The 24,848-nt window shown below is 59.2% G+C and carries 26 protein-coding genes and 1 pseudogene; 13 read left to right on the top strand and 14 right to left on the bottom strand.

Going from position 1 to position 24,848, the window contains the following annotated elements; all coding sequences use genetic code 11:
• Positions 1-41 precede the first annotated feature (41 nt).
• Entirely contained in the window at positions 42-2,141 is a 2,100-nt protein-coding gene (pta, locus tag Q8X48_RS15580; protein WP_007970292.1) for a phosphate acetyltransferase, read from the top strand.
• Complete coding sequence (locus tag Q8X48_RS15575) at positions 2,142-3,047, top strand: acyltransferase (protein WP_407800869.1); 906 nt, start codon at positions 2,142-2,144, stop codon at positions 3,045-3,047.
• Positions 3,048-3,435: 388 nt separating this feature from the next.
• On the opposite strand, the gene Q8X48_RS15570 is transcribed toward Q8X48_RS15575, so the two are convergent.
• Positions 3,436-3,984, bottom strand: coding sequence for a hypothetical protein (locus Q8X48_RS15570; protein WP_407800868.1), 549 nt, complete (start codon positions 3,982-3,984; stop codon positions 3,436-3,438).
• A gap of 221 nt (positions 3,985-4,205) precedes the next feature.
• Here Q8X48_RS15570 and Q8X48_RS15565 point away from each other — a divergent pair.
• Positions 4,206-4,406 (top strand): annotated as a pseudogene (locus Q8X48_RS15565) (acyltransferase); the annotation flags it as partial.
• A gap of 177 nt (positions 4,407-4,583) precedes the next feature.
• Here the strand turns inward: Q8X48_RS15565 and cysN are convergent.
• The 3 genes from cysN to Q8X48_RS15550 all read right to left on the bottom strand — a co-directional run bounded on the left by cysN (position 4,584) and on the right by Q8X48_RS15550 (position 8,427).
• Entirely contained in the window at positions 4,584-6,482 is a 1,899-nt protein-coding gene (gene cysN, locus Q8X48_RS15560; protein ID WP_095965880.1) for a sulfate adenylyltransferase subunit CysN, read from the bottom strand.
• 9 nt (positions 6,483-6,491) lie between these two features.
• Positions 6,492-7,409, bottom strand: a complete 918-nt coding sequence (gene cysD / locus Q8X48_RS15555; RefSeq protein ID WP_407800867.1) for a sulfate adenylyltransferase subunit CysD — start codon at positions 7,407-7,409, stop codon at positions 6,492-6,494.
• Between the two features lie 259 nt (positions 7,410-7,668).
• On the bottom strand, positions 7,669-8,427 hold the full coding sequence (locus Q8X48_RS15550) for a Nif3-like dinuclear metal center hexameric protein (protein ID WP_116580973.1): 759 nt from the start codon (positions 8,425-8,427) through the stop codon (positions 7,669-7,671).
• Between the two features lie 103 nt (positions 8,428-8,530).
• Between Q8X48_RS15550 and algW the strand changes: the two genes are divergently transcribed.
• A complete protein-coding gene (algW, locus tag Q8X48_RS15545; protein WP_407800866.1) occupies positions 8,531-9,691 on the top strand; it encodes a Do family serine endopeptidase AlgW in 1,161 nt (386 codons plus the stop codon).
• A 123-nt stretch (positions 9,692-9,814) separates the two neighbouring features.
• Here the strand turns inward: algW and hisC are convergent, their stop codons facing one another.
• From hisC to Q8X48_RS15495, 10 genes are all read right to left on the bottom strand, one after another.
• On the bottom strand, positions 9,815-10,867 hold the full coding sequence (gene hisC / locus Q8X48_RS15540; RefSeq protein WP_126049288.1) for a histidinol-phosphate transaminase: 1,053 nt from the start codon (positions 10,865-10,867) through the stop codon (positions 9,815-9,817).
• Between the two features lie 2 nt (positions 10,868-10,869).
• Positions 10,870-12,195 carry a histidinol dehydrogenase gene (hisD, locus tag Q8X48_RS15535; RefSeq protein ID WP_407800865.1) on the bottom strand — a complete coding sequence of 442 codons (1,326 nt, stop codon included), beginning with the start codon at positions 12,193-12,195 and terminating at the stop codon, positions 10,870-10,872.
• 125 nt (positions 12,196-12,320) lie between these two features.
• Positions 12,321-12,956, bottom strand: coding sequence for an ATP phosphoribosyltransferase (hisG, locus tag Q8X48_RS15530; RefSeq protein ID WP_007970278.1), 636 nt, complete (start codon positions 12,954-12,956; stop codon positions 12,321-12,323).
• Positions 12,957-13,080: 124 nt separating this feature from the next.
• Entirely contained in the window at positions 13,081-14,346 is a 1,266-nt protein-coding gene (gene murA / locus Q8X48_RS15525) for a UDP-N-acetylglucosamine 1-carboxyvinyltransferase (protein WP_007970276.1), read from the bottom strand.
• A gap of 22 nt (positions 14,347-14,368) precedes the next feature.
• Positions 14,369-14,608 (bottom strand): BolA family protein, encoded by a 240-nt coding sequence (locus tag Q8X48_RS15520; protein ID WP_007912386.1) that lies wholly within the window; start codon positions 14,606-14,608, stop codon positions 14,369-14,371.
• A 113-nt stretch (positions 14,609-14,721) separates the two neighbouring features.
• Positions 14,722-15,027, bottom strand: a complete 306-nt coding sequence (locus tag Q8X48_RS15515; RefSeq protein ID WP_407800864.1) for an STAS domain-containing protein — start codon at positions 15,025-15,027, stop codon at positions 14,722-14,724.
• Positions 15,024-15,677, bottom strand: coding sequence for an MlaC/ttg2D family ABC transporter substrate-binding protein (locus Q8X48_RS15510; protein ID WP_095965887.1), 654 nt, complete (start codon positions 15,675-15,677; stop codon positions 15,024-15,026). Before Q8X48_RS15510 ends, Q8X48_RS15515 begins: the two co-directional genes overlap by 4 nt.
• An 11-nt stretch (positions 15,678-15,688) precedes the next feature.
• Positions 15,689-16,156: an outer membrane lipid asymmetry maintenance protein MlaD gene (mlaD, locus tag Q8X48_RS15505; RefSeq protein ID WP_007970271.1), complete on the bottom strand. Its 468-nt coding sequence runs from the start codon at positions 16,154-16,156 to the stop codon at positions 15,689-15,691.
• Positions 16,156-16,953, bottom strand: a complete 798-nt coding sequence (gene mlaE / locus Q8X48_RS15500; RefSeq protein WP_095965888.1) for a lipid asymmetry maintenance ABC transporter permease subunit MlaE — start codon at positions 16,951-16,953, stop codon at positions 16,156-16,158. Before mlaE ends, mlaD begins: the two co-directional genes overlap by 1 nt.
• A complete protein-coding gene (locus Q8X48_RS15495; RefSeq protein WP_095965889.1) occupies positions 16,953-17,762 on the bottom strand; it encodes an ATP-binding cassette domain-containing protein in 810 nt (269 codons plus the stop codon). The genes mlaE and Q8X48_RS15495 overlap by 1 nt, the downstream gene beginning before the upstream one ends.
• 275 nt (positions 17,763-18,037) lie before the next feature.
• Here Q8X48_RS15495 and Q8X48_RS15490 point away from each other — a divergent pair, with 275 nt between their 5' ends.
• From Q8X48_RS15490 to rapZ, 9 genes are all read left to right on the top strand, one after another.
• The gene (locus Q8X48_RS15490; RefSeq protein WP_407800863.1) at positions 18,038-19,012 is read left to right on the top strand and encodes a KpsF/GutQ family sugar-phosphate isomerase; all 975 of its coding nucleotides are present in this window, start codon (positions 18,038-18,040) and stop codon (positions 19,010-19,012) included.
• A complete protein-coding gene (locus Q8X48_RS15485) occupies positions 19,012-19,536 on the top strand; it encodes a KdsC family phosphatase (RefSeq protein ID WP_008018712.1) in 525 nt (174 codons plus the stop codon). Before Q8X48_RS15490 ends, Q8X48_RS15485 begins: the two co-directional genes overlap by 1 nt.
• A 7-nt stretch (positions 19,537-19,543) precedes the next feature.
• A complete protein-coding gene (lptC, locus tag Q8X48_RS15480) occupies positions 19,544-20,116 on the top strand; it encodes an LPS export ABC transporter periplasmic protein LptC (protein WP_126049278.1) in 573 nt (190 codons plus the stop codon).
• Complete coding sequence (gene lptA, locus Q8X48_RS15475; RefSeq protein WP_095965892.1) at positions 20,103-20,651, top strand: lipopolysaccharide transport periplasmic protein LptA; 549 nt, start codon at positions 20,103-20,105, stop codon at positions 20,649-20,651. The genes lptC and lptA overlap by 14 nt, the downstream gene beginning before the upstream one ends.
• Positions 20,651-21,376: an LPS export ABC transporter ATP-binding protein gene (lptB, locus tag Q8X48_RS15470; protein ID WP_007970262.1), complete on the top strand. Its 726-nt coding sequence runs from the start codon at positions 20,651-20,653 to the stop codon at positions 21,374-21,376. The genes lptA and lptB overlap by 1 nt, the downstream gene beginning before the upstream one ends.
• 245 nt (positions 21,377-21,621) lie before the next feature.
• Positions 21,622-23,115, top strand: a complete 1,494-nt coding sequence (locus tag Q8X48_RS15465) for an RNA polymerase factor sigma-54 (protein WP_015093497.1) — start codon at positions 21,622-21,624, stop codon at positions 23,113-23,115.
• A 74-nt stretch (positions 23,116-23,189) separates the two neighbouring features.
• Entirely contained in the window at positions 23,190-23,498 is a 309-nt protein-coding gene (gene hpf, locus Q8X48_RS15460; RefSeq protein ID WP_007941242.1) for a ribosome hibernation-promoting factor, HPF/YfiA family, read from the top strand.
• A 12-nt stretch (positions 23,499-23,510) separates the two neighbouring features.
• Positions 23,511-23,975 carry a PTS IIA-like nitrogen regulatory protein PtsN gene (gene ptsN, locus Q8X48_RS15455; RefSeq protein ID WP_007970260.1) on the top strand — a complete coding sequence of 155 codons (465 nt, stop codon included), beginning with the start codon at positions 23,511-23,513 and terminating at the stop codon, positions 23,973-23,975.
• A gap of 2 nt (positions 23,976-23,977) precedes the next feature.
• The gene (gene rapZ / locus Q8X48_RS15450; protein WP_407800862.1) at positions 23,978-24,835 is read left to right on the top strand and encodes an RNase adapter RapZ; all 858 of its coding nucleotides are present in this window, start codon (positions 23,978-23,980) and stop codon (positions 24,833-24,835) included.
• Positions 24,836-24,848 lie beyond the last annotated feature (13 nt).

The following is a 24,848-nucleotide window of genomic DNA, read 5'->3' as shown; positions in this document are numbered from 1 at the left end:
ATAGGTCGTGACCATTGCCATGCACCTTCCAGAGAATCCGCATGCAAACTTTTTTTATCGCGCCCACCGATTTTGGTGTGGGTCTGACCTCCATCAGCCTCGGGCTGGTACGCACCCTTGAGCGCGCCGGGCTCAAGGTCGGCTTTTTCAAACCGATTGCCCAGCCGCATCCGGGCGACACAGGCCCGGAACGTTCCACTGAACTGGTGGCGCGCACCCACGGCTTGAAACCGCCTCAGCCACTGGGCCTGGCCCATGTCGAGCGCATGCTCGGCGACGGCCAGCTCGATGAGTTGCTCGAAGAAATCATCACCCTGTATCAGCAGGCGGCCATCGGCAAGGACGTGCTGATCGTCGAAGGCATGGTGCCGACCCGCAGCGCCAGTTACGCCGCGCGGGTCAACCTGCACCTGGCCAAGAGCCTCGACGCCGAGGTGATCCTGGTCTCGGCACCGGAAAACGAAGTGCTGACCGAGCTCTCCGGTCGCGTCGAGTTGCAGGCGCAATTGTTCGGCGGCCCGAAAGACCCGAAAGTCCTCGGTGTGATCCTCAACAAGGTCAAGACCGAGGAAAGCATGGAGGCCTTCGCCACGCGCCTGAAGGAGCATTCGCCGTTGCTGCGCAGTGGTGATTTCCGCTTGCTCGGCTGCATTCCGTTCCAGCCGGAACTGAACGCCCCGCGCACCCGCGACGTCGCCGACCTGATGGGCGCGCAAGTGCTCAACGCCGGTGATTACGAAACCCGGCGCATGACCAAGATCATCATTTGCGCCCGCACCATGCGCAACACCGTGGAGTTGCTCAAGCCCGGCGTACTGGTGGTGACCCCCGGCGACCGCGACGACATCATCCTCGCCGTCAGCCTCGCGGCCTTAAACGGCGTGCCGCTGGCCGGGCTGCTGCTGACCAGCGACACCCTGCCCGACCCACGCATCATGGACCTGTGTCGCGGCGCCCTGCAGGCTGGGCTGCCGGTGCTGTCGGTGAGTACCGGTTCCTATGACACCGCCAACCTGCTCAATGGCCTGAACAAGGAAATCCCCATCGATGACCGCGAGCGCGCCGAAATCATCACCGATTTCATCGCTGGCCATCTCGATGCCAACTGGTTGCACCAGCGCTGCGGTACACCGCGCGAGATGCGCCTGTCGCCAGCGGTGTTCCGCTATCAATTGATCCAGCGCGCCCAGGCGGCCAACAAGCGCATCGTGCTGCCCGAAGGCAGCGAGCCGCTGACCGTGCAGGCCGCCGCGATCTGCCAGGCCCGCGGCATCGCTCGCTGCGTGCTGCTGGCCAAGCCCGAAGACGTGCAGGCCGTCGCACGCGCCCAGGGCATCGAGCTGCCGCCAGGCCTGGAAATCATCGATCCGGATTTGATCCGCGAGCGCTACGTCGAGCCAATGGTCGCGTTGCGCAAAAGCAAAAGCCTCAACGCGCCGATGGCCGAGCAACAACTGGAAGACACCGTGGTGATCGGCACCATGATGTTGGCTCTGGATGAAGTCGACGGGCTCGTCTCGGGCGTGATCAACACCACCGCCAACACCATCCGCCCGGCCCTGCAACTGATTAAAACGGCACCGGGCTGCACCCTGGTGTCTTCGGTGTTCTTCATGCTGTTCCCCGAAGAAGTGCTGGTCTACGGCGACTGCGTGATGAACCCGCACCCGAGCGCCAGTGAACTGGCCGAGATCGCCCTGCAAAGCGCTGACTCGGCCGCCGCATTCGGCATCACGCCACGGGTGGCGATGATCAGCTACTCCAGCGGCGAATCGGCCAGCGGCGAGGAGGTCGAGAAGGTCCGCGAGGCCACCCTGCTCGCCCACGAACAACAGCACTCGCTGCTGATCGACGGCCCCTTGCAGTACGATGCCGCGGCCAACGAAAGCGTCGCCCGACAGTTGGCGCCGAACAGCCAGGTGGCCGGTCGTGCCACGGTGTACGTGTTCCCCGATCTCAACACCGGCAACACCACCCACAAAGCGGTGCAGCGCAGCGCCGACTGCGTCAGCCTCGGGCCGATGCTGCAAGGCCTGCGTAAACCGGTGAACGATTTGCCGCGCGGCGCGCAGGTCGACGACATCGTATACACCATCGCCCTGACCGCGATTCAAGCCGCCAACCGACCTATGGATGTGTAAATGCTGGACTTCCTACCTGCTCCGCTGCGGGGCGTGATCGCCTCGCTGCTATTGGCACTGAACACGATTCTGCTCTGCTCGTTCCTGTTCTGCGTGGCGCTCGTCAAGGTACTGCCGTTCGCCCTCACCCAGCGCCTCGCGGGCTGGCTGATGAGCCACACCCACGAAGCCTGGATCAGCCTCAACAAAGGCTGGATGAACCTGGTGCGCCGCACGCGCTGGCACGTCAGCGGCCTGCAAGGCCTCGACTATCAGCACTCCTACCTGATCACCAGCAACCACCAGAGCTGGGTCGATATCCTGGTGCTGCAATACGTGCTCAACCGGCGCATCCAACCGTTGAAGTTCTTTCTCAAACAGGAGCTGATCTGGGTCCCGGTGATTGGTCTGGCCTGGTGGGCGCTGGGCTTTCCGTTCATGAAGCGCTACTCCAAGGCCTATCTGGAGAAGCACCCGGAGAAGAAAGGCAAGGACCTGGAAACCACCCGCAAGACCTGCGCGAAATTCCGCGACAACCCGGTGGGAATCTTCAACTTCGTGGAAGGCACGCGCTTCACCGAGGGCAAGCACAAGCAACAACAATCACCCTTCAAGTACCTGCTCAAGCCCAAGGCCGGTGGCATTGCCTTTGTGCTGGATGCGATGGGTGAGCAACTGGAGTCCATCGTCAACGTGACCATCCACTACCCGGCCGGGCGTCCTGGTTTCTGGGATTTGTTGTGCGGGAACATTGCGGACGTGGTGGTGCACTTTGAAGAGCTGAACATTCCGCCGCAGTTCATCGGCAAGAACTACGACCAGGATGGCGAGTACCGATTGCAGTTCCAGGGCTGGATCAATCAGATGTGGCAGGACAAGGATGCTCTGCTTGCGCAGATGCATCGCGAGTTCCCTGACCGCCGCTGAACCAATGTGGGAGCGGGCTTGCTCGCGAATACGGACTAACATTCAACATAGATGCTGACTGATCCACCGTTTTCGCGAGCCTGCTCCCACAGGGGTCGACTCGTACATAAAGCTCGCGACAGAACTGACACAAAAAAGCCCACAGACAATCACTTGCCTGCGGGCTTTTTCTTGCAGCTAAGAGCTTGCCGCTGCTCTTACCTAAACATGATTTCCGATCCGGCCGACCTTTACCTGCAATAAAAAATGCCAACAAGGCCTAACAAACGGAAGTCCCTCATAACTTGGCCAGTTGTATCTCCAAACTGAGTCCTTGAGCTGAAGATTTATACATTCCTCTTCACCTCGAGTTAAAAACTCGTCAATTAAAAATACCCCACCATCAATCTTATTTATTTTCACAAGCCATCCTTTTCGCTGCAACTCTATTCCAAACACCAGTCAAAAAAATAATATAGATGAAATACAAGGACAAAATAAACATCAAAGAAAGTATAAAATAATTATCAACATTGACTAAAGTAACCCAGCGCAATATATCTTGACGACTTATCAACAAGCCATAATTATCATCATATACTCCCCAAACAAATTTTTTACTTCGATCAGAATCTACCGCCACCCACAGCTTTTGCGACTTATCAAAGTTCGCGTACACAATATCGCGACTCGAAGCCTCAATGATATATTTATAAGCAGCGTCACCAGCCCCAACCCTCAGATACAAAAAAGATGTTGTCTTTGAAGCTTGCGAAAGCCCTCTATATACAAAAGCCTCTTTCATAACTAATTTATCAGGAACCGGAGGAACATCTATCAACTTACTATAAATATAAATAGAAAAAACAACATACAACAACAAAACGATTGCACAAAAAACGATCTCAAAAACACTAGAAACATAACCAACCGGAACTGGGAAAAATTTATTTCGCACACCTTGATCCTCGAGCGCAAGCTTACTTCTTAAGCCACCACCTACTTCCTTGCAATTGCTTCACTTGATACAAGCTGCGCGAGAACACTTCTACGCTGCTACAAACACTATTCTCATTTACAAAACAATTAAACTTCACAACTTCCGACTTTTTTGTAGTCCATTTCCGATCAAGGATTCTGGCTATTCCTTCTGACGTTAGATTTTCAGAGGTCTCCTGATTCTGGAACCTGCTGTGTGAATGCGTGAAAGACGCGCTGGTGCGTTTTCAGCAGCTGAACATTCCACCGCAGTTCATCGGCAAGAACTACGACCAGGATGGTGAGTACCGATTGCAGTTCCAGGGCTGGATCAATCAGATGTGGCAGGACAAGGATGCGTTGCTGGAACAGATGCATCGGGAGTATCCGGCAAAGTCTTGAGGTGCCTGTACTGGCCTCTTCGCTGGCAAGCCAGCTCCCACAGGGACCGTGTCGTTCACAAATTTTTCGAACGCCCTCAAAACTGTGGGAGCTGGCTTGCCAGCGATGGCGATTTCAAGGCACAAAAAAACCCGCCGATGATCACTCATCGGCGGGTTTTTCATTTCCGGCTAGCGCTTAAATTGCACCACGCTCGCGCAGCAGACCCAGCACTTGCTTGACGCCTTCTTCCAGCGACACGGACTGGGTGTCGATCACCAGATCGGCATCCAGCGGCACGTCGTACGGGAAGGACTCGCCCGGGATATTATCCCCGGCCGCCGCGTACAGGCCTTGCGGATCACGCTCGGCACAGACGGTCGGCGAAGCCTGGACGTAGACCGTCAGCAGACGTTCCTTGCCGATCAGTTCCCGGGCCTGCTCACGACCTTCGGCACTCGGCGCAACGAATGCCGCCAGGGTCAGCAGACCGGCTTCGTTGAACTGACGCGCAACGTGCGCGGCACGACGCCAGTTTTCGGTACGACCGGCGCGATCCTGTGGCAGACCTTTGTTCAGGTCGTGACGCAGGTTCTGGCCATCGAGTACGTACACCGCACGACCAAGGTCGAACAGCTTGCGTTCAACCGCATACGCCAGGGTGCTCTTGCCCGCGCCCGACAAGCCGCTGAACAACACGGTGGCCGGTTGCTGGCCGAAGCGCTGGGCGCGCTCTTCGGTGGCGACGTGGGCCAGCTTGCCGTGGTGGGTGCTGGTGCCATGGGCCAAAGGCTGGGCGACGATCATGCCCGCGCCGACGGTGCCGTTGGTCAAGCGGTCGATGATGATGAAGGCGCCGGTGGTGCGGTTGCTGTCGTAACCGTCGAGGGCAATCGGCGCGTCGAGCGCGATCTTGACCTTGCCGATTTCGTTCAACTGCAACGCGCTGGCCGGACCTTCTTCCAGGGTGTTGACGTCGACTTTGTTGACGATGCTGGCGATGGAGCCCGGCACATAACTGGTGGCGCGTTTGATGTCGTATTTCTTGCCTGGCAGCATCGGCTCTTCAGCCATCCACACCAGCATGGCTTCGAAGCTGTCGGTCACCGGCGGCACGTTGTCGGCGTGCACCAACAGGTCGCCACGGGAGATGTCGATTTCGTCTTCCATGGTCAGCGTGACTGCCTGACCTGGACCGGCATGTTCCAGCTCACCTTCGAAGGTGACGATGGACTTCACGCGGCTGCTCTTGCCCGACGGCAGCACCACGACTTCGTCGCCTTTCTTGACGATGCCGCTGGCCAGCGTACCGGCGAAGCCACGGAAGTTCAGGTTCGGACGGTTGACGTACTGCACCGGGAAACGCAGATCGGTGAAGTTGCGATCGCCCGCCACTTCCACGGTCTCGAGGATCTCCATCAGCGACTGGCCGGTGTACCACGGCGAGCGCTCGGACTTGTTCACCACGTTGTCGCCCTTCAATGCCGACATCGGCACGAAGTGCATGCTGGTGGGCTTCATCTTCAGGCCTTCGGCGAACTGCAGGTAGTCGGCCTTGATCGACTCGAACACGCCTTGGTCGAAGTCCTTGAGGTCCATCTTGTTGATGGCCACGACTATGTGCTTGATGCCCAGCAACGAGGCGATGAAGCTGTGGCGACGGGTCTGGGTCTGCACGCCGTAGCGGGCGTCGACCAGGATGATCGCCAGGTCACAGGTGGACGCACCGGTGGCCATGTTGCGGGTGTACTGCTCATGGCCGGGGGTGTCGGCGATGATGAATTTGCGCTTGGCGGTGGAGAAATAGCGGTACGCGACATCGATGGTGATGCCTTGTTCACGCTCGGCCTGCAGACCGTCGACCAGCAACGCCAGGTCGATGTCTTCGCCGGTGGTGCCGACTTTTTTCGAGTCGCGGGTGATCGCTTCCAGGTGATCTTCGTAGATCATCTTGGAGTCGTGCAGCAGGCGCCCGATCAGGGTGCTCTTGCCGTCGTCGACGTTACCGCAGGTCAAAAAGCGCAGCAGCTCTTTACGTTCGTGCTGGCCCAGGTAGGCGAGGATGTCCTCGCTGATCAAATCAGATTGATGCGACATGACAGCCCCTTAGAAATAACCTTGACGTTTTTTGTCTTCCATCGAGCCTGCGCCATCGTGGTCGATGACACGGCCCTGGCGCTCGGAAGTTCGCGTCAGGAGCATTTCCTGAATGATGTCCGTGAGGCTTTCGGCCTCGGACTCCACCGCGCCCGTCAACGGGTAGCAACCAAGGGTACGGAAACGCACTTTCTTTTTGACGATACGCGCTTTGTCTTCATCGCTCAGGTGCTCGAGGATGCGCTCGTCGTCGATCATGATCAGCGTACCGTTCTTCTCGATGACTTCACGCTCGGCGGCGAAGTACAGCGGAACGATCGGGATGCCTTCAAGGTAGATGTACTGCCAGATGTCCAGTTCGGTCCAGTTCGACAGCGGGAAGACGCGGATCGACTCGCCCTTGTTGACCTTGCCGTTGTAGACGTTCCACAGCTCGGGACGCTGGTTCTTCGGGTCCCAGCGGTGCTTGCTGTCGCGGAACGAGTACACGCGCTCCTTGGCGCGGGATTTCTCTTCATCGCGACGGGCGCCGCCGAACGCCGCGTCGAAACCATGCTTGTCGAGTGCCTGCTTCAGGCCCTCGGTCTTCATGATGTCGGTGTGCTTGGCGCTGCCGTGGGTGAACGGATTGATGTTCTGCGCCACGCCGTCCGGGTTGACGTGGGTGATCAGGTCGAGGCCCAGCTCCGTGACCATCTTGTCACGGAAGGCGTACATCTCCTGGAATTTCCAGCGAGTGTCGACGTGCATCACCGGAAACGGCAGCTTGCCCGGGAAGAACGCCTTGCGTGCCAGATGCAGCATCACGGCGGAGTCTTTACCGATGGAGTACAGCATCACCGGGTTGTCGAACTCGGCGGCCACCTCGCGGATGATGTGGATGCTTTCCGCCTCCAGCTGTTTCAGATGCGTCAGTTTGTCGACCATGGCTACTCACGAAAGCTTTCTTATGAACGGCCAGCGGGCCGTGTTCGAGCGGGGATCCTAGCACAGCGACCTCTTCTAATCAGGACGCCAACTAGATCGAAAGAGCATATGAATATGCCCCGCTGTTTGGGCACATCGCCCCCCCCTGTAGGAGCGAGCTTGCTCGCGATGAACCTGAGACCACCGCGGGGTATCAGGCTTCCAGCGTTATCGTTGACGACCATCGCGAGCAAGCTCGCTCCTACAGGGGACCCCGGATTCAGATCGGATTGGGGCAATCGATGAAGATGTGCTCCAGCGCAAAGCGCCGCGCCAGATAATCCCCCAGCGCCTGAACGCCGTAGCGCTCAGTCGCATGGTGACCGGCGGCGATGAAGCTGATGTCGTTTTCCCGTGCACTGTGGAAGGTCTGCTCGGAAGCCTCGCCGCTGAGGTACAGGTCGACGCCGGCCGAAATGGCCTGATCGATGTATCCCTGGCCGCCACCGGTGCACCAGCCGACGCGGCGGATCATGGCGCTGCCTTCGATCAACAGTGGCTCACGACCCATGACTTCCTGCACGCGGCGGGCGAAATCCCGGGGCATCATCGGTTCATTCAACGAGCCAACCAGACCGACTATCTTCAGGTTATCCGGGTCCAGCGGACCTTCGACGGTGATGTCGAGCTGCCGCGCGAGCTGCACGTTATTGCCGACGTCCGGGTGCAGATCCAGCGGCAGGTGATAGGCCAGGAGGCTGATATCGTGCTTGAGCAGGGTCTTCAAGCGGCGCTGCTTCATGCCGGTGATGCACGGGTTTTCCCCCTTCCAGAAGTAGCCGTGGTGCACCAGTACCAGATCGGCATTGGCCTCTACCGCGGCATCCAGCAACGCCTGGCTGGCAGTGACGCCACTGACAATGCGCATCACTTGCGGACGGCCTTCGACTTGCAAGCCATTGGGGCAGTAATCGGCGATTTTGGCGCTGTTGAGGTAACGGTCGGCTTCTTCGACCAGGGTGCTCAGGGCGACGGCCATGAAAGACTCCTAAATATCCCGTTCAGAGGCGCGTGCGGCCTCGTATAATGCGCGTCATTATGAGCGGTCTCATACCGCCTGCAACTCTCTCAGGAACTGCTTAATGCTCAAGGCGCTGCGTTTTTCCGGCTGGCCGCTGTTGGCCGGCGTGCTTGTCGCTCTTTTGATAATCCAGCGTTACCCGCAGTGGGTCGGGCTCCCGAGCCTCGACGTCAATCTGCAACAAGCGCCGCAAACCACCAGCATGCAACAGGGCCCGGTGTCTTATGCCGACGCGGTCACCACTGCGGCGCCGTCGGTGGTGAACCTGTACACCACCAAAGTCATCAACAAACCCAGCCATCCGTTGTTCGAAGATCCGCAGTTCCGACGTTTCTTCGGCGATAACTCGCCCAAGCAGAAGCGCATGGAATCGAGCCTCGGTTCCGGCGTCATCATGAGCCCGGAAGGCTACATCCTGACCAACAACCACGTGACCAGCGGCGCCGACCAGATCGTCGTGGCGCTCAAGGACGGCCGCGAAACCCTGGCCCGGGTGATCGGCAGCGACCCGGAGACTGACCTCGCGGTGCTGAAAATCGACCTGAAAAACCTGCCGTCGATCACCGTGGGGCGCTCCGACAACCTCCGCATCGGCGACGTGGCGCTGGCCATCGGCAACCCGTTCGGCGTCGGCCAGACCGTGACCATGGGCATCATCAGTGCCACCGGGCGCAATCAACTGGGTCTGAACAACTACGAAGACTTCATCCAGACCGATGCCGCGATCAACCCCGGCAACTCGGGCGGTGCACTGGTGGACGCCATTGGCAACCTGACCGGCATCAACACGGCGATCTTCTCCAAGTCCGGCGGCTCCCAGGGCATCGGTTTCGCGATCCCGGTAAAGCTGGCGATGGAAGTGATGAAGTCGATCATCGAGCACGGCCAGGTGATTCGTGGCTGGCTGGGTATCGAAGTGCAGCCGTTGACCCAGGAACTGGCCGAATCCTTCGGTTTGTCCGGGCGTCCGGGCATTGTCGTGGCGGGGATTTTCCGCGATGGCCCGGCACAGAAGGCCGGCCTGCAACTGGGTGACGTGATTCTTGCCATCGATGGCGAACCGGCCGGGGACGGCCGTCGCTCGATGAATCAGGTGGCGCGGATCAAGCCGACCGACAAGGTCACGATCCAGGTGATGCGCAACGGCAAGGAACTCAAGCTGACCGCGGAAATCGGTTTGCGTCCGCCGCCGGCACCGGTCAAAGAGAAAGAAGAAGAGTAAGCGGGCAACCCAAAAACCTGTGGGAGCGAGCTTGCTCGCGATGACGGGTTGGCAGTCAACAAGGATGTTGAATGTTATGGCCCCATCGCGAGCAAGCTCGCTCCCACAGGATCGTGCCTGATTTTACAGATCGCCGAGACCGTCGATCAGCGCCTGGTTCTGCTCTGGCGTGCCGATGGAGATCCGCAGGAACTGGGCAATCCGCTCCTGCTTGAAGTGCCGGACGATCACGCCCTGTTCACGCAACTTCGCCGCCAACCCCGCCGCATCGTGCCGGGGGTGACGGGCGAAAATGAAGTTCGCCGCTGACGGCAGCACTTCAAATCCCTTGGCCTGCAATTGCCCGACGACCTTCTCGCGATTCTCGATCACCAATCGGCAGGTCTTGTCGAAATACTCGCGATCCTCGAACGCGGCAGCGGCGCCGACATTCGCCATGCGATCCAGCGGGTAGGAGTTGAAGCTGTTCTTGATCCGCTCCAGCGCTTCGATCAGATCCGGATGCCCCACCGCCAGGCCAACCCGCAGACCGGCCAGGGAGCGGGACTTGGACAGTGTCTGGGTCACCAGCAGGTTGGGATAACGATCGACCAGAGTGATTGCCGTCTCGCCGCCGAAATCGATGTAAGCCTCGTCCACCACGACCACCGAATCCGGGCTGGCCTTGAGAATCTGCTCCACCGCTTCCAGCGCCAGCAGGCAGCCGGTCGGTGCGTTCGGGTTGGGGAAGATGATCCCGCCGTTCGGCCTGGCGTAGTCCGCCGGGTTGATCTGGAATTGCTCGTCCAGCGGCACCGCGTCGAAGTTGATGCCATACAGTCCGCAGTAGACCGGATAGAAGCTGTAGCTGATGTCCGGGAACAGCAGCGGCTGATCGTGCTGCAGCAAACCATGGAAGATGTGCGCCAGGACTTCGTCGGAACCGTTGCCGAGGAACACCTGATTGCCTTGCACGCCGTAGTACCTGGCGACCGCGTTCTTCAGCAGGTCGCTGTTGGGGTCCGGGTACAGACGCAGGTTGTCGTTCAGTTCGGCCTGCATCGCGGCCAAGGCCTTGGGCGATGGACCGTATGGGTTTTCGTTGGTGTTGAGCTTCACCAGCTTTGCCAGTTTCGGCTGCTCGCCCGGCACGTAAGGCACCAGGTTCTTGACGAACGGGCTCCAGAATTTACTCATCTTCATTTCACCTGCTTGTCGTCAACGATGCGGTATTCGGCGCTACGCGCGTGCGCGGTCAGCGACTCGCCACGGGCCAGCACGGATGCGGTCTTGCCCAGTTCCGATGCGCCCTGCTCGGAACAGAAGATGATCGACGAGCGCTTCTGGAAGTCGTACACACCCAGCGGCGAAGAGAACCGTGCAGTGCCGGAGGTCGGCAACACGTGGTTCGGGCCTGCGCAGTAGTCGCCCAGGGCCTCGGAGGTGTGACGGCCCATGAAGATCGCGCCGGCGTGGCGGATCTGCGGCAGCCAGGCTTGCGGATCGGCAACGGACAACTCGAGGTGCTCCGGCGCGATGCGGTTGGCCACTTCGATGGCCTGTTCCATGTCGCGAACCTTGATCAGTGCACCACGGCCATTGATCGAGGTTTCGATGATTGCGGCACGCTCCATGGTCGGCATCAATTTGGCGATGCTGGTGGCGACCTTGTCGAGGAACCCGGCGTCGGGGCTGACCAGAATGGCCTGGGCGTCTTCGTCGTGCTCGGCCTGGGAGAACAGGTCCATGGCAATCCAGTCCGGATCGGTCTGGCCGTCGCACACCACGAGGATTTCCGAAGGGCCGGCGATCATGTCGATGCCGACCTGGCCAAACACGTGGCGCTTGGCGGTAGCCACATAGATGTTGCCCGGGCCGACGACCTTGTCGACCTTCGGCACGCTTTCGGTGCCGTAAGCCAGCGCCGCAACGGCCTGGGCGCCACCGATGGTGAACACGCGGTCGACACCGGCGATGCAGGCCGCAGCCAGCACCAGCTCGTTGATTTCACCGCGCGGGGTCGGTACGACCATGACCACTTCGGTAACGCCGGCAACCTTGGCCGGAATCGCGTTCATCAGCACCGACGACGGGTACGACGCCTTGCCACCCGGCACGTACAGACCGGCACGATCCAGCGGCGTGACTTTCTGGCCCAGTACAGTGCCGTCCGCCTCGGTGTAACTCCAGGAGTCCTGCTTCTGCTTCTCGTGGTAGCTGCGCACGCGGGCTGCGGCGACTTCCAGTGCTTCGCGCTGGGCCACGGAGATGCGGGTCAGTGCCAATTCCAGGCGCTCGCGCGGCAGGATCAGGTCGGCCATGGACTTCACGTCCAGGCCGTCGAACTGACGGGTGAAGTCCACCAGCGCCGCGTCACCGCGTTCGCGCACGGCCTTGATGATGTCCAGCACCCGCTGATTGACCGAGTCGTCAGACACACTTTCCCAGCTCAGCAGATGATCCAGATGATGCGCGAAATCCGGGTCAGCAGCGTTGAGTCGGCGAATTGCAGTCAGTGCGGTCATAGCGAGAGCCTCATAGGAATGGCAAAAAACTCAGGCGCCCGAAGCTAACATTCGATCCGCTTGGGCACCTGAGAATTCTGGCTATGAGGCGGATAGACGGCGCGCCTTGCGGTCGCGCAGGTGAATCAGCCGCGGTGTCGAGACTCCACTGCCTTGCGCAGGGTGTCGATCAACGCCTGGATACGTGCGTGCTGCATTTTCATCGAAGCCTTGTTGACGATCAGGCGGGAGCTGATGGCCGCGATGAAATCCTGTGGCTCCAGGCCGTTGGCCCGTAGCGTGTTACCGGTGTCGACCACGTCGATGATCTTGTCCGCCAGACCGATCAGCGGCGCCAGTTCCATCGAACCGTAGAGCTTGATGATATCGACCTGACGACCTTGTTCGGCGTAGTAGCGCTTGGCAACATTGACGAACTTGGTGGCGATGCGCAGACGGCCCTTGGGCTCGACTGCACCGACTTTACCGGCGGTCATCAGCTTGCACTGGGCAATTTGCAGGTCCAGCGGCTCGTACAGGCCCTGGCCGCCGTATTCCATCAGCACATCTTTACCGGCGACGCCGAGGTCGGCAGCACCATGTTCGACATAGGTCGGCACATCGGTAGCACGCACGATCAGCAGACGGACATCGTCCTGGGTCGTGGGGATGATCAGCTTGCGGCTCTTGTCCGGATTCTCGGTCGGCACGATGCCCGCTTCAGCCAGAAGCGGCAAGGTATCGTCAAGGATGCGGCCCTTGGACAGTGCGATGGTCAACATGGGAAACGTCAGTCCTTATCAAGGTACTCATGCCCGGTCGCAAATGGCGCCGGACACACATCGAGCCGAAAACGGCTCGACTTCAACAAATCAACGGGCATGTCCTTATGCCCTTGCAGCAGTACTAGCCCGGAACGCGACGGATCTTGGCGCCCAGCATCTGCAGTTTTTCCTCGATGCACTCGTAGCCACGGTCTATGTGGTAGATGCGGTCGATCAGGGTGTCGCCCTCGGCGACCAGGGCCGAGATCACCAGGCTGGCCGAAGCACGCAGGTCAGTTGCCATCACTGGCGCGCCCTTGAGCTTCTCGGTACCGGTGACGATCGCGGTGTTGCCCTCGACCTGGATCTTGGCGCCCATGCGGTGCAGTTCGTAGACGTGCATAAAGCGGTTTTCGAAGATCGTCTCGATCACAGCACCCGTGCCTTCGGCAATGGCGTTGAGGGAGATGAACTGCGCTTGCATGTCGGTCGGGAACGCCGGGTACGGAGCGGTGCGCACGTTGACGGCTTTCGGACGCTTGCCGTGCATGTTCAGCTCGATCCAGTCTTCGCCGCAGGTGATTTCTGCACCGGACTCCCGGAGTTTTTCCAGAACGGCTTCGAGGATGGTCGGATCCGTGTCCTTGACCTTCACGCGACCACCGGTCACAGCCGCCGCCACCAGATAGGTGCCGGTTTCAATACGGTCGGGCATCACTTTGTAAGTGGTGGTGTGCAGACGCTCGACGCCATCGATGGTGATGGTGTCGGTGCCGGCGCCGGAAACCTTGGCGCCCATGGCGTTCAGGAAGTTCGCCAGGTCGACCACTTCCGGTTCGCGCGCGGCGTTGGCCAGAACGCTACGACCCTTGGCCAGTGCAGCTGCCATCATGATGTTTTCGGTACCAGTCACACTGACGGTATCGAAGAAGAAGTGCGCACCGCGCAAGCCGCCCTCAGGCGCCTTGGCCTTGATGTAGCCGCCTTCGACGTCGATGACCGCGCCCATGGCTTCCAGGCCACGGATGTGCAGGTCAACCGGACGCGAACCAATGGCGCAACCGCCAGGCAGCGCGACTTCGGCTTCGCCGAAACGGGCAACCATCGGGCCCAGTACCAGGATCGACGCACGCATGGTTTTAACCAGTTCGTACGGTGCGACCAGGGTCTTGATGGTGCGCGGGTCGATTTCGACGGCGAGTTTTTCGTCGATCACCGGCTCGATCCCCATGCGACCGAACAGTTCGATCATGGTGGTGATGTCGTGCAGGTGCGGCAGGTTGGCAACGGTCACCGGACCATCACACAGCAGCGTGGCAGCAAGGATCGGCAGGGCAGAGTTCTTTGCCCCGGAGATGCGGATTTCGCCGTCAAGACGAGCACCGCCAGTAATAATCAATTTATCCATAAGAATCTCGACGCCCTTGGGCTCAGGTGCGCTCGGCCCAGGCCGCGCTGCTGAAAAATTTCATTGTGACCGCATGGATGCTGCCATCGGTGATCCATGGGTTCAAATGGGCATAGATCTGCTGCTGACGCTTCACCGGGCTCAACGCCGCCAGTTCATCGCTAATCACATTCAGCTGGAAATTGCAGCCTTCGCCCTCGACTTCTACCAACGTTCCGGGCAGCTTTCCTTCAAGGAAGCTCTTCACTTCTACGGCCTGCATGCTCAACCTCAATCGGCGCCCTGTGCGCGCGGGTCGGACATCATACAAAAAAGCCCCGCGCCTGCGAACCCCGCGAAGCAGGACTCTGACGGGGGGCTTCTTTATAGATGCGGTTAGGGATTCGCCAACAGCTCGGTCAGCTCGCTGACCTGAGCGATTTCACGCATGTCTTCCGGCATTCCACGGATGCTCAACGCCTTGCCGGCCGCCTGAGCATCGCGGATGAAGCACAACAACAATGACAAACCGACACTGCTGGACTTGGTCACCGCCGAACAATCGACCACCAGCGCCGCAGCCTTGCTGGCGTTGATCAGCGCCTTACCTTGCTCACGCAGGCCTGGGCCGCTGCGGTAATCCAGCACGCCACTGAGTCGCAGCTCACCCGCTTCGTCCATCTGGACTGCCGACTCACTCATTGGGCTGACTGCTCTGGCTTCTTGTCGGTGGCTTCCTTGGCCTTGGCGACTTCCCCGGCCCAACTATTGATGGTCTTGTCCAGGTCGTTGCCATTGCGCTGCATTGCATCGGCGAACTGATCGCGGAACAGCTTGCCGATGTTGATGCCGTTGATGATGACGTTACGCAGTTTCCACTCGCCGTTGATCTTTTCCAGCGTGTAGGACACTGGATAGATCGAGCCGCTGCTGCCTTTGACAGTCATGCCAACGCTGGTACGGTCGCCCGATTCGTCCTTGGCCGGTTCAACGGTGATGCCCTGGTTGTTGTACTCCAGCAAGGCATTGCCATAGAACTGGAACAGGCCCCTCTTGAAGTTTTCTTCGAAGGTCTTCATCTGCGCAGGCGTAGCTTTACGCGAGTACTTGACCGTCATGATGCTCTTGGAAATACCCTCGGCATCCACGACCGGTCCGACGATGGTGTTCAGCGCCGCATAAAAGTCTTGCGGATCCTTCTTGTACTTCTCTTTGTTTGCCGCCAGGTCCGCGAGCATACGGTTGGTTGTGTCCTGCACCAGATCGTGCGCCGAAGGTGCCGCTACGGCGTGGGACACCAACGGAAACACCGCGAGCATTACCAACAGGCCACGTCGCAAGGTAGAGATCATTTAACAGTTCCTCATTTAGCTTCTTTGCTAACGGTATTGAGCAGGAATTTACCGATCAGGTCCTCGAGCACCAGCGATGACTGCGTGTCATGGATGGTTCCACCATCCTTGAGCAGGGTGTCTTCCCCGCCCACGCTGATACCGATGTACTTCTCGCCCAACAGTCCTGCGGTCAGGATAGACGCAGTGGAGTCCGCCGGCAGATTATCGATGCGTTTCTCCAGCTGCATGGTCACCCGACCGGTAAAGCTGTCGCGATCCAGATCGATGGCCGTGACCTTGCCGATGGTCACACCGGCCATGGTCACCTTTGCTCTGACAGTCAAACCGGCGATATTGTCGAAGTAGGCGTAAAGTTTATACGTGTCGGTGCTCGGAGTCGGGGACAGGCCACTGACCCGCAACGCCAACAAGAGCAAAGCCAGGATGCCAGCCAGCAAGAAAAGGCCGACACCGATTTCCAGGGTGCGGTTTTGCATCAGAAATCTCCAAACATCAAGGCGGTCAGAATAAAGTCCAGGCCGAGCACTGCCAACGAGGCATAGACAACGGTCTTGGTAGTGGCACGACTGATCCCCTCGGAAGTGGGTTCGCAGTCATAGCCTTGGAATACGGCGATCCAGGTCACGACAAAGGCAAAGACGATACTTTTGATGATCCCGTTGAGCACATCTTCAGTGAACGTCACGCTGTTCTGCATGTTCGACCAGTAGGAACCTTCATAGACCCCCAGCCAGTCGACAGCGACCCACGAGCCGCCCCAGATGCCCACCACGCTGAAAATCATCGCCAGCACCGGCAGGGAAATGAAGCCGGCCCACAAACGTGGTGCGATGATGTACTTGAGCGGGTCAACCCCGATCATTTCCAGGCTGGACAACTGCTCGGTGGACTTCATGTTGCCGATTTCCGCGGTCAACGCCGAACCTGCGCGCCCGGCGAACAGCAAGGCGGTCACCACCGGCCCCAGCTCTCTCAGCAGCGTCAGTGCAACCATCTGCCCGACAGCCTGCTCCGAACCGTAGCTGGAAAGGATGTTGAAGCCCTGCAGCGCCAGCACCATGCCGATGAACACCCCGGAGACCACGATGATCACCAGGGACATCACGCCCACCGAATGCAGCTGCTTGACCAGCAGCCCGAAGCCGCCACCGATACCACCGCGGCCAAGCAAGGCATGAAACAGGAACAAGGCCGAACGCCCGAACACCGCCAGCACATCGATGCCGGCCTGACCGAAGCGGCGAACGCGCTCTATCAATGAAATTCTGCGCATCAGCGCTTCCCCAGAATATCTGCGCGGTAATCCGTCGCTGGAAAGTGGTACGGAACCGGGCCATCGGGTTCGCCGGTCATGAACTGACGAATGCGCGGTTCATCCGAGTTCATCAATTCGTCCGGGGTCCCCTGCCCCAACACCTGACCATCGCCCACCACATAAATGTAATCGGCAATACTCGCGGTCTCGGCCAGGTCGTGGGAAACCACGATGCTGGTGATGCCCAGCGCATCGTTGAGCAAGCGAATCAGACGCACCAGAACGCCCATGGCGATGGGGTCCTGGCCGACAAAGGGTTCGTCGTACATGAGAATCTGTGGATCGAGCGCAATCGCCCGGGCCAGTGCAACCCGGCGCTTCATGCCGCCGGAAAGCTCGTCGGGCATCAATTCGATGGCACCGCGCAAACCCACGGCCTGCAATTTGAGCAGGACGATGTCGCGGATCATTTCTTCCGGCAGTTGCGTGTGAACCCGCAGCGGAAACGCGACATTCTCGAAGACATCGAGGTCGGTAAACAGCGCGCCACTCTGAAACAGCACACCCATATGCTTGCGCGCATCGAACAGGTCGCTGCGCGACAGTTTCGGCAGGTTCTGACCGTTGACCCATACTTCGCCCCTGGTAGGCCGCAACTGGGCCCCCATCAGACGCAAAAGCGTGGTCTTGCCGCACCCGGAAGGCCCCATGATGCCGGTGACCTTGCCTCGCGGGATACGGATATCGACGTTATTGAAAATGCTGCGCGTTCCGCGCTTGAAGGACAGTCCCTTCAGCTCGACCGCGTAGGCGTTATCGGCACTCATCTAAACTCCTTGCGATGCAGCCTCTCACTCGGACGCCTGGCTTTCAGACGAAAGCACATGCCTCCCTGCAGGCCGAACTGGCGGCGAACTATATCACTGCAAAGGCTGCACGCCCAAGACCAAAGCCGAGTCATGTGCAACTGCAGGAGTGGTTCAAAGCCCCGTCTAGAGGGTTTCCGGTAGAAAGGAATGACAACGCGCGACGAACTTGCGTGAGGGATTCGATCATAACCGCTATAATCGCCGCCTTTTCATCAGGCTATACGATTTCTGACATGAGCCAATCCAGCGACCTGATTCAATCAGCACAACGCACCATCCGCCTCGAAGTAGAAGCCGTGCAAGGCCTGCTACCCCATATCGACGCAGATTTCGTACGCGCTTGCGAGATGATTCTGGCCAGCAAAGGCCGCGTGGTCGTGGTCGGCATGGGCAAGTCGGGGCACGTCGGCAACAAGATCGCCGCAACCCTGGCCAGCACCGGCACCACGGCATTTTTTGTGCACCCGGCGGAAGCCAGCCATGGTGACATGGGCATGATTACCCGCGACGACATCATTCTGGCGCTCTCGAATTCCGGCTCCACCAATGAAATCGTCACCCTGCTGCCACTGATCAAGCGCCTGGGCATACAGTTGATCAGCGTGACCGGCAACCCTGATTCGCCGCTGGCCAAGGCCGCCGAGGTCAACCTGAATGTTCACGTCGAACACGAAGCCTGCCCGCTGAACCTGGCACCCACCTCGTCTACCACCGCCGCCCTGGTCATGGGCGACGCCCTGGCGGTCGCGCTGCTGGAAGCCCGTGGCTTCACCGCCGAAGACTTCGCCTTTTCCCATCCCGGCGGCGCCCTGGGCCGACGCCTGCTGCTGAAAGTGGAAAATGTCATGCACGCCGGCCAGGAACTGCCGCAGGTCCAGCGCGGCACCCTGCTCAAGGACGCCTTGATGGAAATGACCCGCAAGGGCCTGGGCATGACCGTCATCCTCGAGGCCGACGGCAAGCTGGCCGGAATCTTCACCGATGGTGATTTGCGCCGCACACTGGACCGCAGCATCGACATCCACAGCGTTGTCATCGACCAGGTCATGACGGCCCATGGCAAGACCGCCCGCGCCGAAATGCTGGCCGCCGAAGCGCTGAAAATCATGGAAGACCATAAAATCAGCGCGCTGGTCGTGGTCGACAGCGAAGACCGCCCGGTCGGCGCCTTGAACATGCACGACTTGCTGCGTGCAGGAGTAATGTAATGAGTGCGGACCTGCTGCAACGCGGCAAACAGATCAAACTGGCGGTGTTCGATGTCGACGGCGTGCTGACCGATGGACGCCTGTACTTCCTCGAAGACGGCAGCGAATTCAAGACGTTCAACACGCTCGACGGCCAGGGCATCAAAATGCTGATGGCCGCCGGAGTGCAAACCGCGATCATCAGTGGCCGCAAGACCCCGGTGGTCGAACGGCGAGCCAAAAACCTCGGCATCCCGCACCTGTACCAGGGCCGTGAAGACAAACTGGTGGTACTCGACGAACTGCTGGCCCAACTGAATTTGAGCTACGAACAGGTGGCCTACCTCGGCGACGATCTGCCCGACCTGCCGGTGATTCGCCGCGTCGGCCTGGGCATGGCGGTGGCCAATGCCGCCAGTTTCGTGCGCGAACATGCTCACGGCATCACCCTCGCCCGTGGCGGCGAAGGTGCCGCTCGCGAGTTCTGCGAATTGATCCTGCGCGCCCAGGACCGCCTCGATGCGGCCAACGCGGCGTACCTGTGAGCCCGATATGCTGAGCAAAAAATTTCGCAACACCCTGATATACAGTTGCATCGCGGCGATATTCGCCGCGGTTGGCTACTGGAACATCAGCCCGGAACGCTTCCTCGACAAGCCGGTAACGCCGGTCGATGAAAGCGCGATCGACTATTACGCCATCAACGCCCACAGCGTGCAGTACCTGCCGGACGGCAAGCTGCAATATGATCTGGTGTCCGACAAGGTCGAGCACTTGAAGGCGACCGAGGTGACACTGCTGACCAACCCCGACCTGAACGTGTTCCGCGGCACTGAGTACCCGTGGCACGTCCAGAGCCTGCGCGGCGAGGTCAACCCTGACGGCACACAGGTCGAGCTGATCGATGACGTGCGCATCACGCGCTTCGATGAGAAAAACCGCAAGACCCTGATCACCAGCACCCGCATGACCGTGTTCCCACAGCAGCAATATGCGCAGACCGAGCAAGACGTTAGAATCGACGGCGCTGGCGGTGTATCGACTGGCAAGGGAATGAAAGCGTATTTGAAAGAAAGCAGGATACACCTGCTATCGAACGTAAGAGGACAGTATGAGGCTCGTTAAAACCCTCCCGATTTTGCTCAGTCTGGGCGCAGCACTGGGAAGCGTGAGTGCCTGGGCTCTGCCGAACGATCAAGAGCAGCCTATCCGCATTCAAGCCGACGACGCCCAACTGGACGACAAGCAAGGTATTGCCACCTATAAGGGTGACGTGATCATCACCCAAGGTTCGATGAAGGTGACAGGCAACACCGTTACCATCACCCGCACCCCGACTGGCGACATTGACGTAGTGACCTCAGTGGGTAACCTGGCGTACTTCGAACAACTGCAAACGGCCGGCGATACCAAGCCTGTTCAGGGTTGGGGCGTGACGATCCAGTATCACGCCACGCAAAATCGCGTCGTGTTGATCGACAAGGCCAAGGTTGTCGACAAGGACAACAACGTCACCCAAGGCGAGAAAATCGTCTACGACACCGAGAAAAAGCTGGCCAGCGCCGGGCGCGCCACCGGCAGCAAGGTGACCGAGTCGCGTCCGCGCATCGACATGGTGATCCAGCCGAAGAAGAAAACCGACGAGAATAAGGCCCAGTAATGGCAACTCTGAAAGCTCAGCATCTGGCCAAGAGCTACAAGAGCCGCCAGGTCGTGCGTGATGTCAGCCTGTCCATCGACAGCGGTCAGATCGTCGGCCTGCTTGGCCCGAACGGCGCCGGCAAGACCACCTGCTTCTACATGATCGTCGGCCTGGTGCAAGCCGACCAGGGCCGCGTCCTGATCGATGACCTGGACGTCAGCCACCAGCCGATGCACGGCCGTGCAAAAGCCGGTATCGGCTATTTGCCGCAAGAAGCATCGATCTTCCGCAAACTGTCGGTGGCCGACAACATCATGGCCATCCTCGAGACCCGCAAGGAGCTCGACAAGGCCGGTCGTCGCAAGGAGCTGGAAAGCCTGCTGCAGGAGTTCCACATCAGCCACATCCGCGACAACCTCGGCATGAGTCTGTCCGGTGGTGAGCGCCGCCGCGTGGAAATCGCCCGCGCCCTGGCCACCAACCCGAAATTCATCCTCCTCGATGAACCGTTCGCCGGCGTGGACCCGATTTCGGTCGGCGACATCAAACAGATCATTTACCACCTCAAGGCCAAAGGCATTGGCGTGCTGATCACGGACCACAACGTTCGTGAAACCCTGGATATCTGTGAAACCGCCTATATCGTCAATGACGGCCAACTGATTGCCGAAGGTGACGCAGAGACTATCCTGGCCAACGACCTGGTGAAGGAAGTCTACCTGGGCCATGAGTTCCGCCTGTAAACGCTGAGCTGTGCCCAGGCAGGTGCCCGGGCACCAGTCTCGCGATTCATCGGTGCCTGATGCGAACCTGCGCGTTCAGCCCCCAACATGGGCAGCACCGCAACACAAATTTATAGTTTTTTATTGTTACAGCGCTCTAGGCAAATCCTTCAGTTTCAGGCATATAATTTGCTTATGTTTGGCGCCCCGGCGCCCTGTAGTGGATGGCGCATGTGCGCCGGCGAATAAGGTGTTAAGCCCCTGCCATGAAACCATCGCTAGTCTTGAGAATGGGCCAGCAGCTGACGATGACACCTCAGCTGCAACAGGCCATCCGCCTGCTCCAATTGTCGACCCTGGACCTGCAACAGGAAATCCAGGAGGCCCTGGAGTCCAATCCGATGCTCGAACGCCAGGAAGAAGGCGACGACTTCGACAATTCCGACCCCTTGGCCGACAACGCCGAACAAAAGCCCAACACCGATATCCAGGAACCCTCCTACCAGGAAAGCGCCCCGACGGTTGACAACCTCGATGAGGGTGACTGGAACGAGCGCATCCCCAATGAACTCCCCGTCGACACCGCGTGGGAAGACGTTTACCAGACCAGCGCCAGCAGCCTGCCCAGCAATGACGATGACGAGTGGGACTTCACCACCCGCACCTCGGCCGGTGAAAGCCTGCAAAGCCACTTGCTGTGGCAACTGAACCTGGCTCCGATGTCCGACACCGATCGCCTGATCGCCGTGACCCTGATCGACTGCATCAACAATCAGGGCTACCTGGACGAAACCCTCGAGGAAATCCTCGAAGCCTTCGATCCGGAACTGGACATCGAACTGGACGAAATCGAAGCCGTCCTGCACCGCATCCAGCAATTCGAGCCGGCCGGCATCGGCGCACGCAATCTGGGCGAATGCCTGCTGCTGCAATTGCGCCAGTTGCCCGCCAAGACCCCTTGGCTGGCCGAAGCCAAGCGCCTTGTCACCGATTACATCGACCTGCTGGGCAGCCGCGACTACAGCCAGCTGATGCGTCGCATGAAGCTCAAGGAAGATGAGCTGCGCCAGGTCATAGAGCTGGTCCAGAGCCTCAACCCGCGCCCGGGCTCGCAAATCGAGTCCACCGAAGCCGAGTACGTCGTTCCTGACGTCATCGTACGCAAGGACAACGAGCGCTGGCTGGTAGAGCTGAATCAGGAGTCGGTGCCACGGCTGCGGGTCAACGCCCAGTACGCCGGTTTTGTGCGCCGCGCCGATACCAGCGCCGACAACACGTTCATGCGCAATCAGTTGCAGGAGGCCCGCTGGTTCATCAAGAGCCTGCAGAGCCGCAATGAAACCCTGATGAAGGTTGCCACCCAGATCGTGGAGCATCAGCGCGGGTTCCTTGAATATGGCGACGAAGCCATGAAGCCGCTGGTCCTGCATGACATCGCCGAAGCGGTCGGCATGCATGAGTCGACTATTTCACGGGTAACGACCCAGAAGTTCATGCACACCCCCCGGGGCATTTATGAACTGAAATACTTTTTTTCCAGTCACGTAAGCACCTCCGAAGGCGGCGAATGCTCGTCCACGGCGATCCGGGCGATCATCAAAAAGCTGGTTGCCGCGGAAAATCAGAAAAAGCCGTTGAGTGACAGCAAGATCGCTGGTTTACTGGAGGCACAAGGCATTCAGGTGGCTCGCCGCACCGTCGCCAAGTACCGCGAATCCCTCGGGATCGCGCCTTCGAGCGAACGCAAGCGGTTGATGTAGAGCCACGCCACAGCGTTCCAGTGGTAGATCATCTGATCTACCGCTTTATGCACTGGCAACGAAGGAGAAGCTGTATGCAAGTCAACATCAGTGGACACCAACTGGAAGTGACCGAACCTCTTCGCACCTACATCGGCGAAAAACTCGAACGATTGGAGCGACATTTCGACAAGATCACTAACGTGCAGGTCACGATGACCGTCGAGAAGCTGAAGCAGAAAATCGAAGCCACGCTGCATATTCCCGGGAATGAAGTGGTCGCCAATGCGGAACATACCGATATGTACGCTGCGATCGATGCACTCACCGACAAGCTGGATAAACAACTCAAAAAGCATAAGGAAAAGACCCAGAGCCTCCTTCAGGGCGCAACCGGTCGTTAACACTCCCAACCCATGATCCGACTTGAAAGTATCCTGACCCCCGGCCGTTCCCTGGTGAACGTGCCGGGCGGCAGTAAAAAGAAAGCCCTCGAACAAATTGCCAACCTTATCCACAAAGAAGTGCCGGATCTGGAGATGCAAGATGTCTTCGAGGCGCTGATTGCCCGTGAAAAACTCGGCTCCACCGGTTTTGGCAACGGCATCGCTATTCCACACTGCCGTCTCAAGGGGTGTGTATCGCCCATCAGTGCATTGATGCACCTGGACGCCCCAATCGATTTCGACGCCATCGACGGCGCGCCGGTTGACCTGCTGTTCGTTCTGCTGGTCCCGCAAGCCGCTACCGATGCGCACCTTGAGCTGCTGCGACAGATCGCCAGCATGCTTGACCGCAAGGACGTTCGCGAAAAACTGCGTAATGCCGCAAGCAACGAAGCCCTGTATCAGGTTGTCCTGGACGAGCAAAACGGTCAGTAATCATGCGCTTGATCATCGTCAGTGGCCGTTCCGGCTCGGGTAAAAGCACCGCCCTCAATGTTCTTGAGGACAACGGCTACTACTGCATCGACAATCTGCCTGCCGGCCTGCTGCCGGAACTGGCCGAACGAGCGTTGATTCATACCGAGCTGATGCAGCCGCTGGTGGCCGTTTCCATTGACGCCCGCAACCTGCCCAGCCACCTGTCACGCTTCCCCGAACTGCTCGAAGAAGTCCGCAGCCGCCACATCCAGTGCGATGTCCTGTACCTGGACGCCGACGAAGAAACCCTGCTCAAGCGCTTCTCGGAAACCCGCCGGCGTCACCCCCTGAGCAACGCCAACCGCTCGCTGGCCGAAGCCATCAACGTCGAGAGCGTCCTGCTCGGGCCGATTGCCGACCTCGCCGATCTCAAGATCAACACCACCAGCCTGAACCTCTATCAACTGCGCGACACCATCAAGCTGCGCCTGTTGAACCAGCCAGAACCCGGTACTGCGTTCCTGGTGGAGTCCTTCGGGTTCAAGCGTGGCATGCCGGTGGACGCCGACCTGGTGTTCGATGTGCGTTGCCTGCCCAACCCTTACTGGAAACCGGAATTGCGCGAGCAGTCCGGGCTCGATCAACCGGTTGCCGACTACCTGGCGGCACAACCGGATGTCGAAGAGATGTTTCAGGACATTTCCACATACCTGCTAAAGTGGCTGCCTCGTTTTGCCGCCAGCAACCGCGCCTACGTCACCATTGCCATTGGCTGCACTGGCGGACATCACCGCTCCGTCTACCTGACCGAGCGCCTGGGGCAGGCGCTGCAAAAAACCCTGAAGAACGTCCAGGTTCGCCACCGCGACCTCAGCTAAAGGATTCACATCG

The organism is Pseudomonas sp. QLc11A (assembly GCF_052112305.1).
Taxonomy (GTDB): Bacteria; Pseudomonadota; Gammaproteobacteria; order Pseudomonadales; family Pseudomonadaceae; genus Aquipseudomonas; species Aquipseudomonas laurylsulfatiphila.
This window is presented reverse-complemented; position numbering and strand designations above follow the sequence as displayed.

What these genes read in the sequence shown, in the direction of transcription:
- lptA (WP_095965892.1), top strand. Translation starts at nt 20,103, where the DNA reads ATGAGGCTCGTTAAAACCCTCCCGATTTTGCTCAGTCTGGGCGCAGCA.
- murA (WP_007970276.1), bottom strand. Translation starts at nt 14,346, where the DNA reads ATGGATAAATTGATTATTACTGGCGGTGCTCGTCTTGACGGCGAAATC.
- Q8X48_RS15515 (WP_407800864.1), bottom strand. Translation starts at nt 15,027, where the DNA reads ATGAGTGAGTCGGCAGTCCAGATGGACGAAGCGGGTGAGCTGCGACTC.
- hisD (WP_407800865.1), bottom strand. Translation starts at nt 12,195, where the DNA reads ATGACCGCACTGACTGCAATTCGCCGACTCAACGCTGCTGACCCGGAT.
- rapZ (WP_407800862.1), top strand. Translation starts at nt 23,978, where the DNA reads ATGCGCTTGATCATCGTCAGTGGCCGTTCCGGCTCGGGTAAAAGCACC.
- lptB (WP_007970262.1), top strand. Translation starts at nt 20,651, where the DNA reads ATGGCAACTCTGAAAGCTCAGCATCTGGCCAAGAGCTACAAGAGCCGC.
- pta (WP_007970292.1), top strand. Translation starts at nt 42, where the DNA reads ATGCAAACTTTTTTTATCGCGCCCACCGATTTTGGTGTGGGTCTGACC.
- Q8X48_RS15575 (WP_407800869.1), top strand. Translation starts at nt 2,142, where the DNA reads ATGCTGGACTTCCTACCTGCTCCGCTGCGGGGCGTGATCGCCTCGCTG.
- hisC (WP_126049288.1), bottom strand. Translation starts at nt 10,867, where the DNA reads ATGAGTAAATTCTGGAGCCCGTTCGTCAAGAACCTGGTGCCTTACGTG.
- Q8X48_RS15485 (WP_008018712.1), top strand. Translation starts at nt 19,012, where the DNA reads ATGAGTGCGGACCTGCTGCAACGCGGCAAACAGATCAAACTGGCGGTG.
- hpf (WP_007941242.1), top strand. Translation starts at nt 23,190, where the DNA reads ATGCAAGTCAACATCAGTGGACACCAACTGGAAGTGACCGAACCTCTT.
- algW (WP_407800866.1), top strand. Translation starts at nt 8,531, where the DNA reads ATGCTCAAGGCGCTGCGTTTTTCCGGCTGGCCGCTGTTGGCCGGCGTG.
- cysN (WP_095965880.1), bottom strand. Translation starts at nt 6,482, where the DNA reads ATGTCGCATCAATCTGATTTGATCAGCGAGGACATCCTCGCCTACCTG.
- mlaD (WP_007970271.1), bottom strand. Translation starts at nt 16,156, where the DNA reads ATGCAAAACCGCACCCTGGAAATCGGTGTCGGCCTTTTCTTGCTGGCT.
- cysD (WP_407800867.1), bottom strand. Translation starts at nt 7,409, where the DNA reads ATGGTCGACAAACTGACGCATCTGAAACAGCTGGAGGCGGAAAGCATC.
- ptsN (WP_007970260.1), top strand. Translation starts at nt 23,511, where the DNA reads ATGATCCGACTTGAAAGTATCCTGACCCCCGGCCGTTCCCTGGTGAAC.
- mlaE (WP_095965888.1), bottom strand. Translation starts at nt 16,953, where the DNA reads ATGCGCAGAATTTCATTGATAGAGCGCGTTCGCCGCTTCGGTCAGGCC.
- Q8X48_RS15510 (WP_095965887.1), bottom strand. Translation starts at nt 15,677, where the DNA reads ATGATCTCTACCTTGCGACGTGGCCTGTTGGTAATGCTCGCGGTGTTT.
- Q8X48_RS15520 (WP_007912386.1), bottom strand. Translation starts at nt 14,608, where the DNA reads ATGCAGGCCGTAGAAGTGAAGAGCTTCCTTGAAGGAAAGCTGCCCGGA.
- Q8X48_RS15490 (WP_407800863.1), top strand. Translation starts at nt 18,038, where the DNA reads ATGAGCCAATCCAGCGACCTGATTCAATCAGCACAACGCACCATCCGC.
- lptC (WP_126049278.1), top strand. Translation starts at nt 19,544, where the DNA reads ATGCTGAGCAAAAAATTTCGCAACACCCTGATATACAGTTGCATCGCG.
- Q8X48_RS15550 (WP_116580973.1), bottom strand. Translation starts at nt 8,427, where the DNA reads ATGGCCGTCGCCCTGAGCACCCTGGTCGAAGAAGCCGACCGTTACCTC.
- hisG (WP_007970278.1), bottom strand. Translation starts at nt 12,956, where the DNA reads ATGTTGACCATCGCACTGTCCAAGGGCCGCATCCTTGACGATACCTTG.
- Q8X48_RS15465 (WP_015093497.1), top strand. Translation starts at nt 21,622, where the DNA reads ATGAAACCATCGCTAGTCTTGAGAATGGGCCAGCAGCTGACGATGACA.
- Q8X48_RS15495 (WP_095965889.1), bottom strand. Translation starts at nt 17,762, where the DNA reads ATGAGTGCCGATAACGCCTACGCGGTCGAGCTGAAGGGACTGTCCTTC.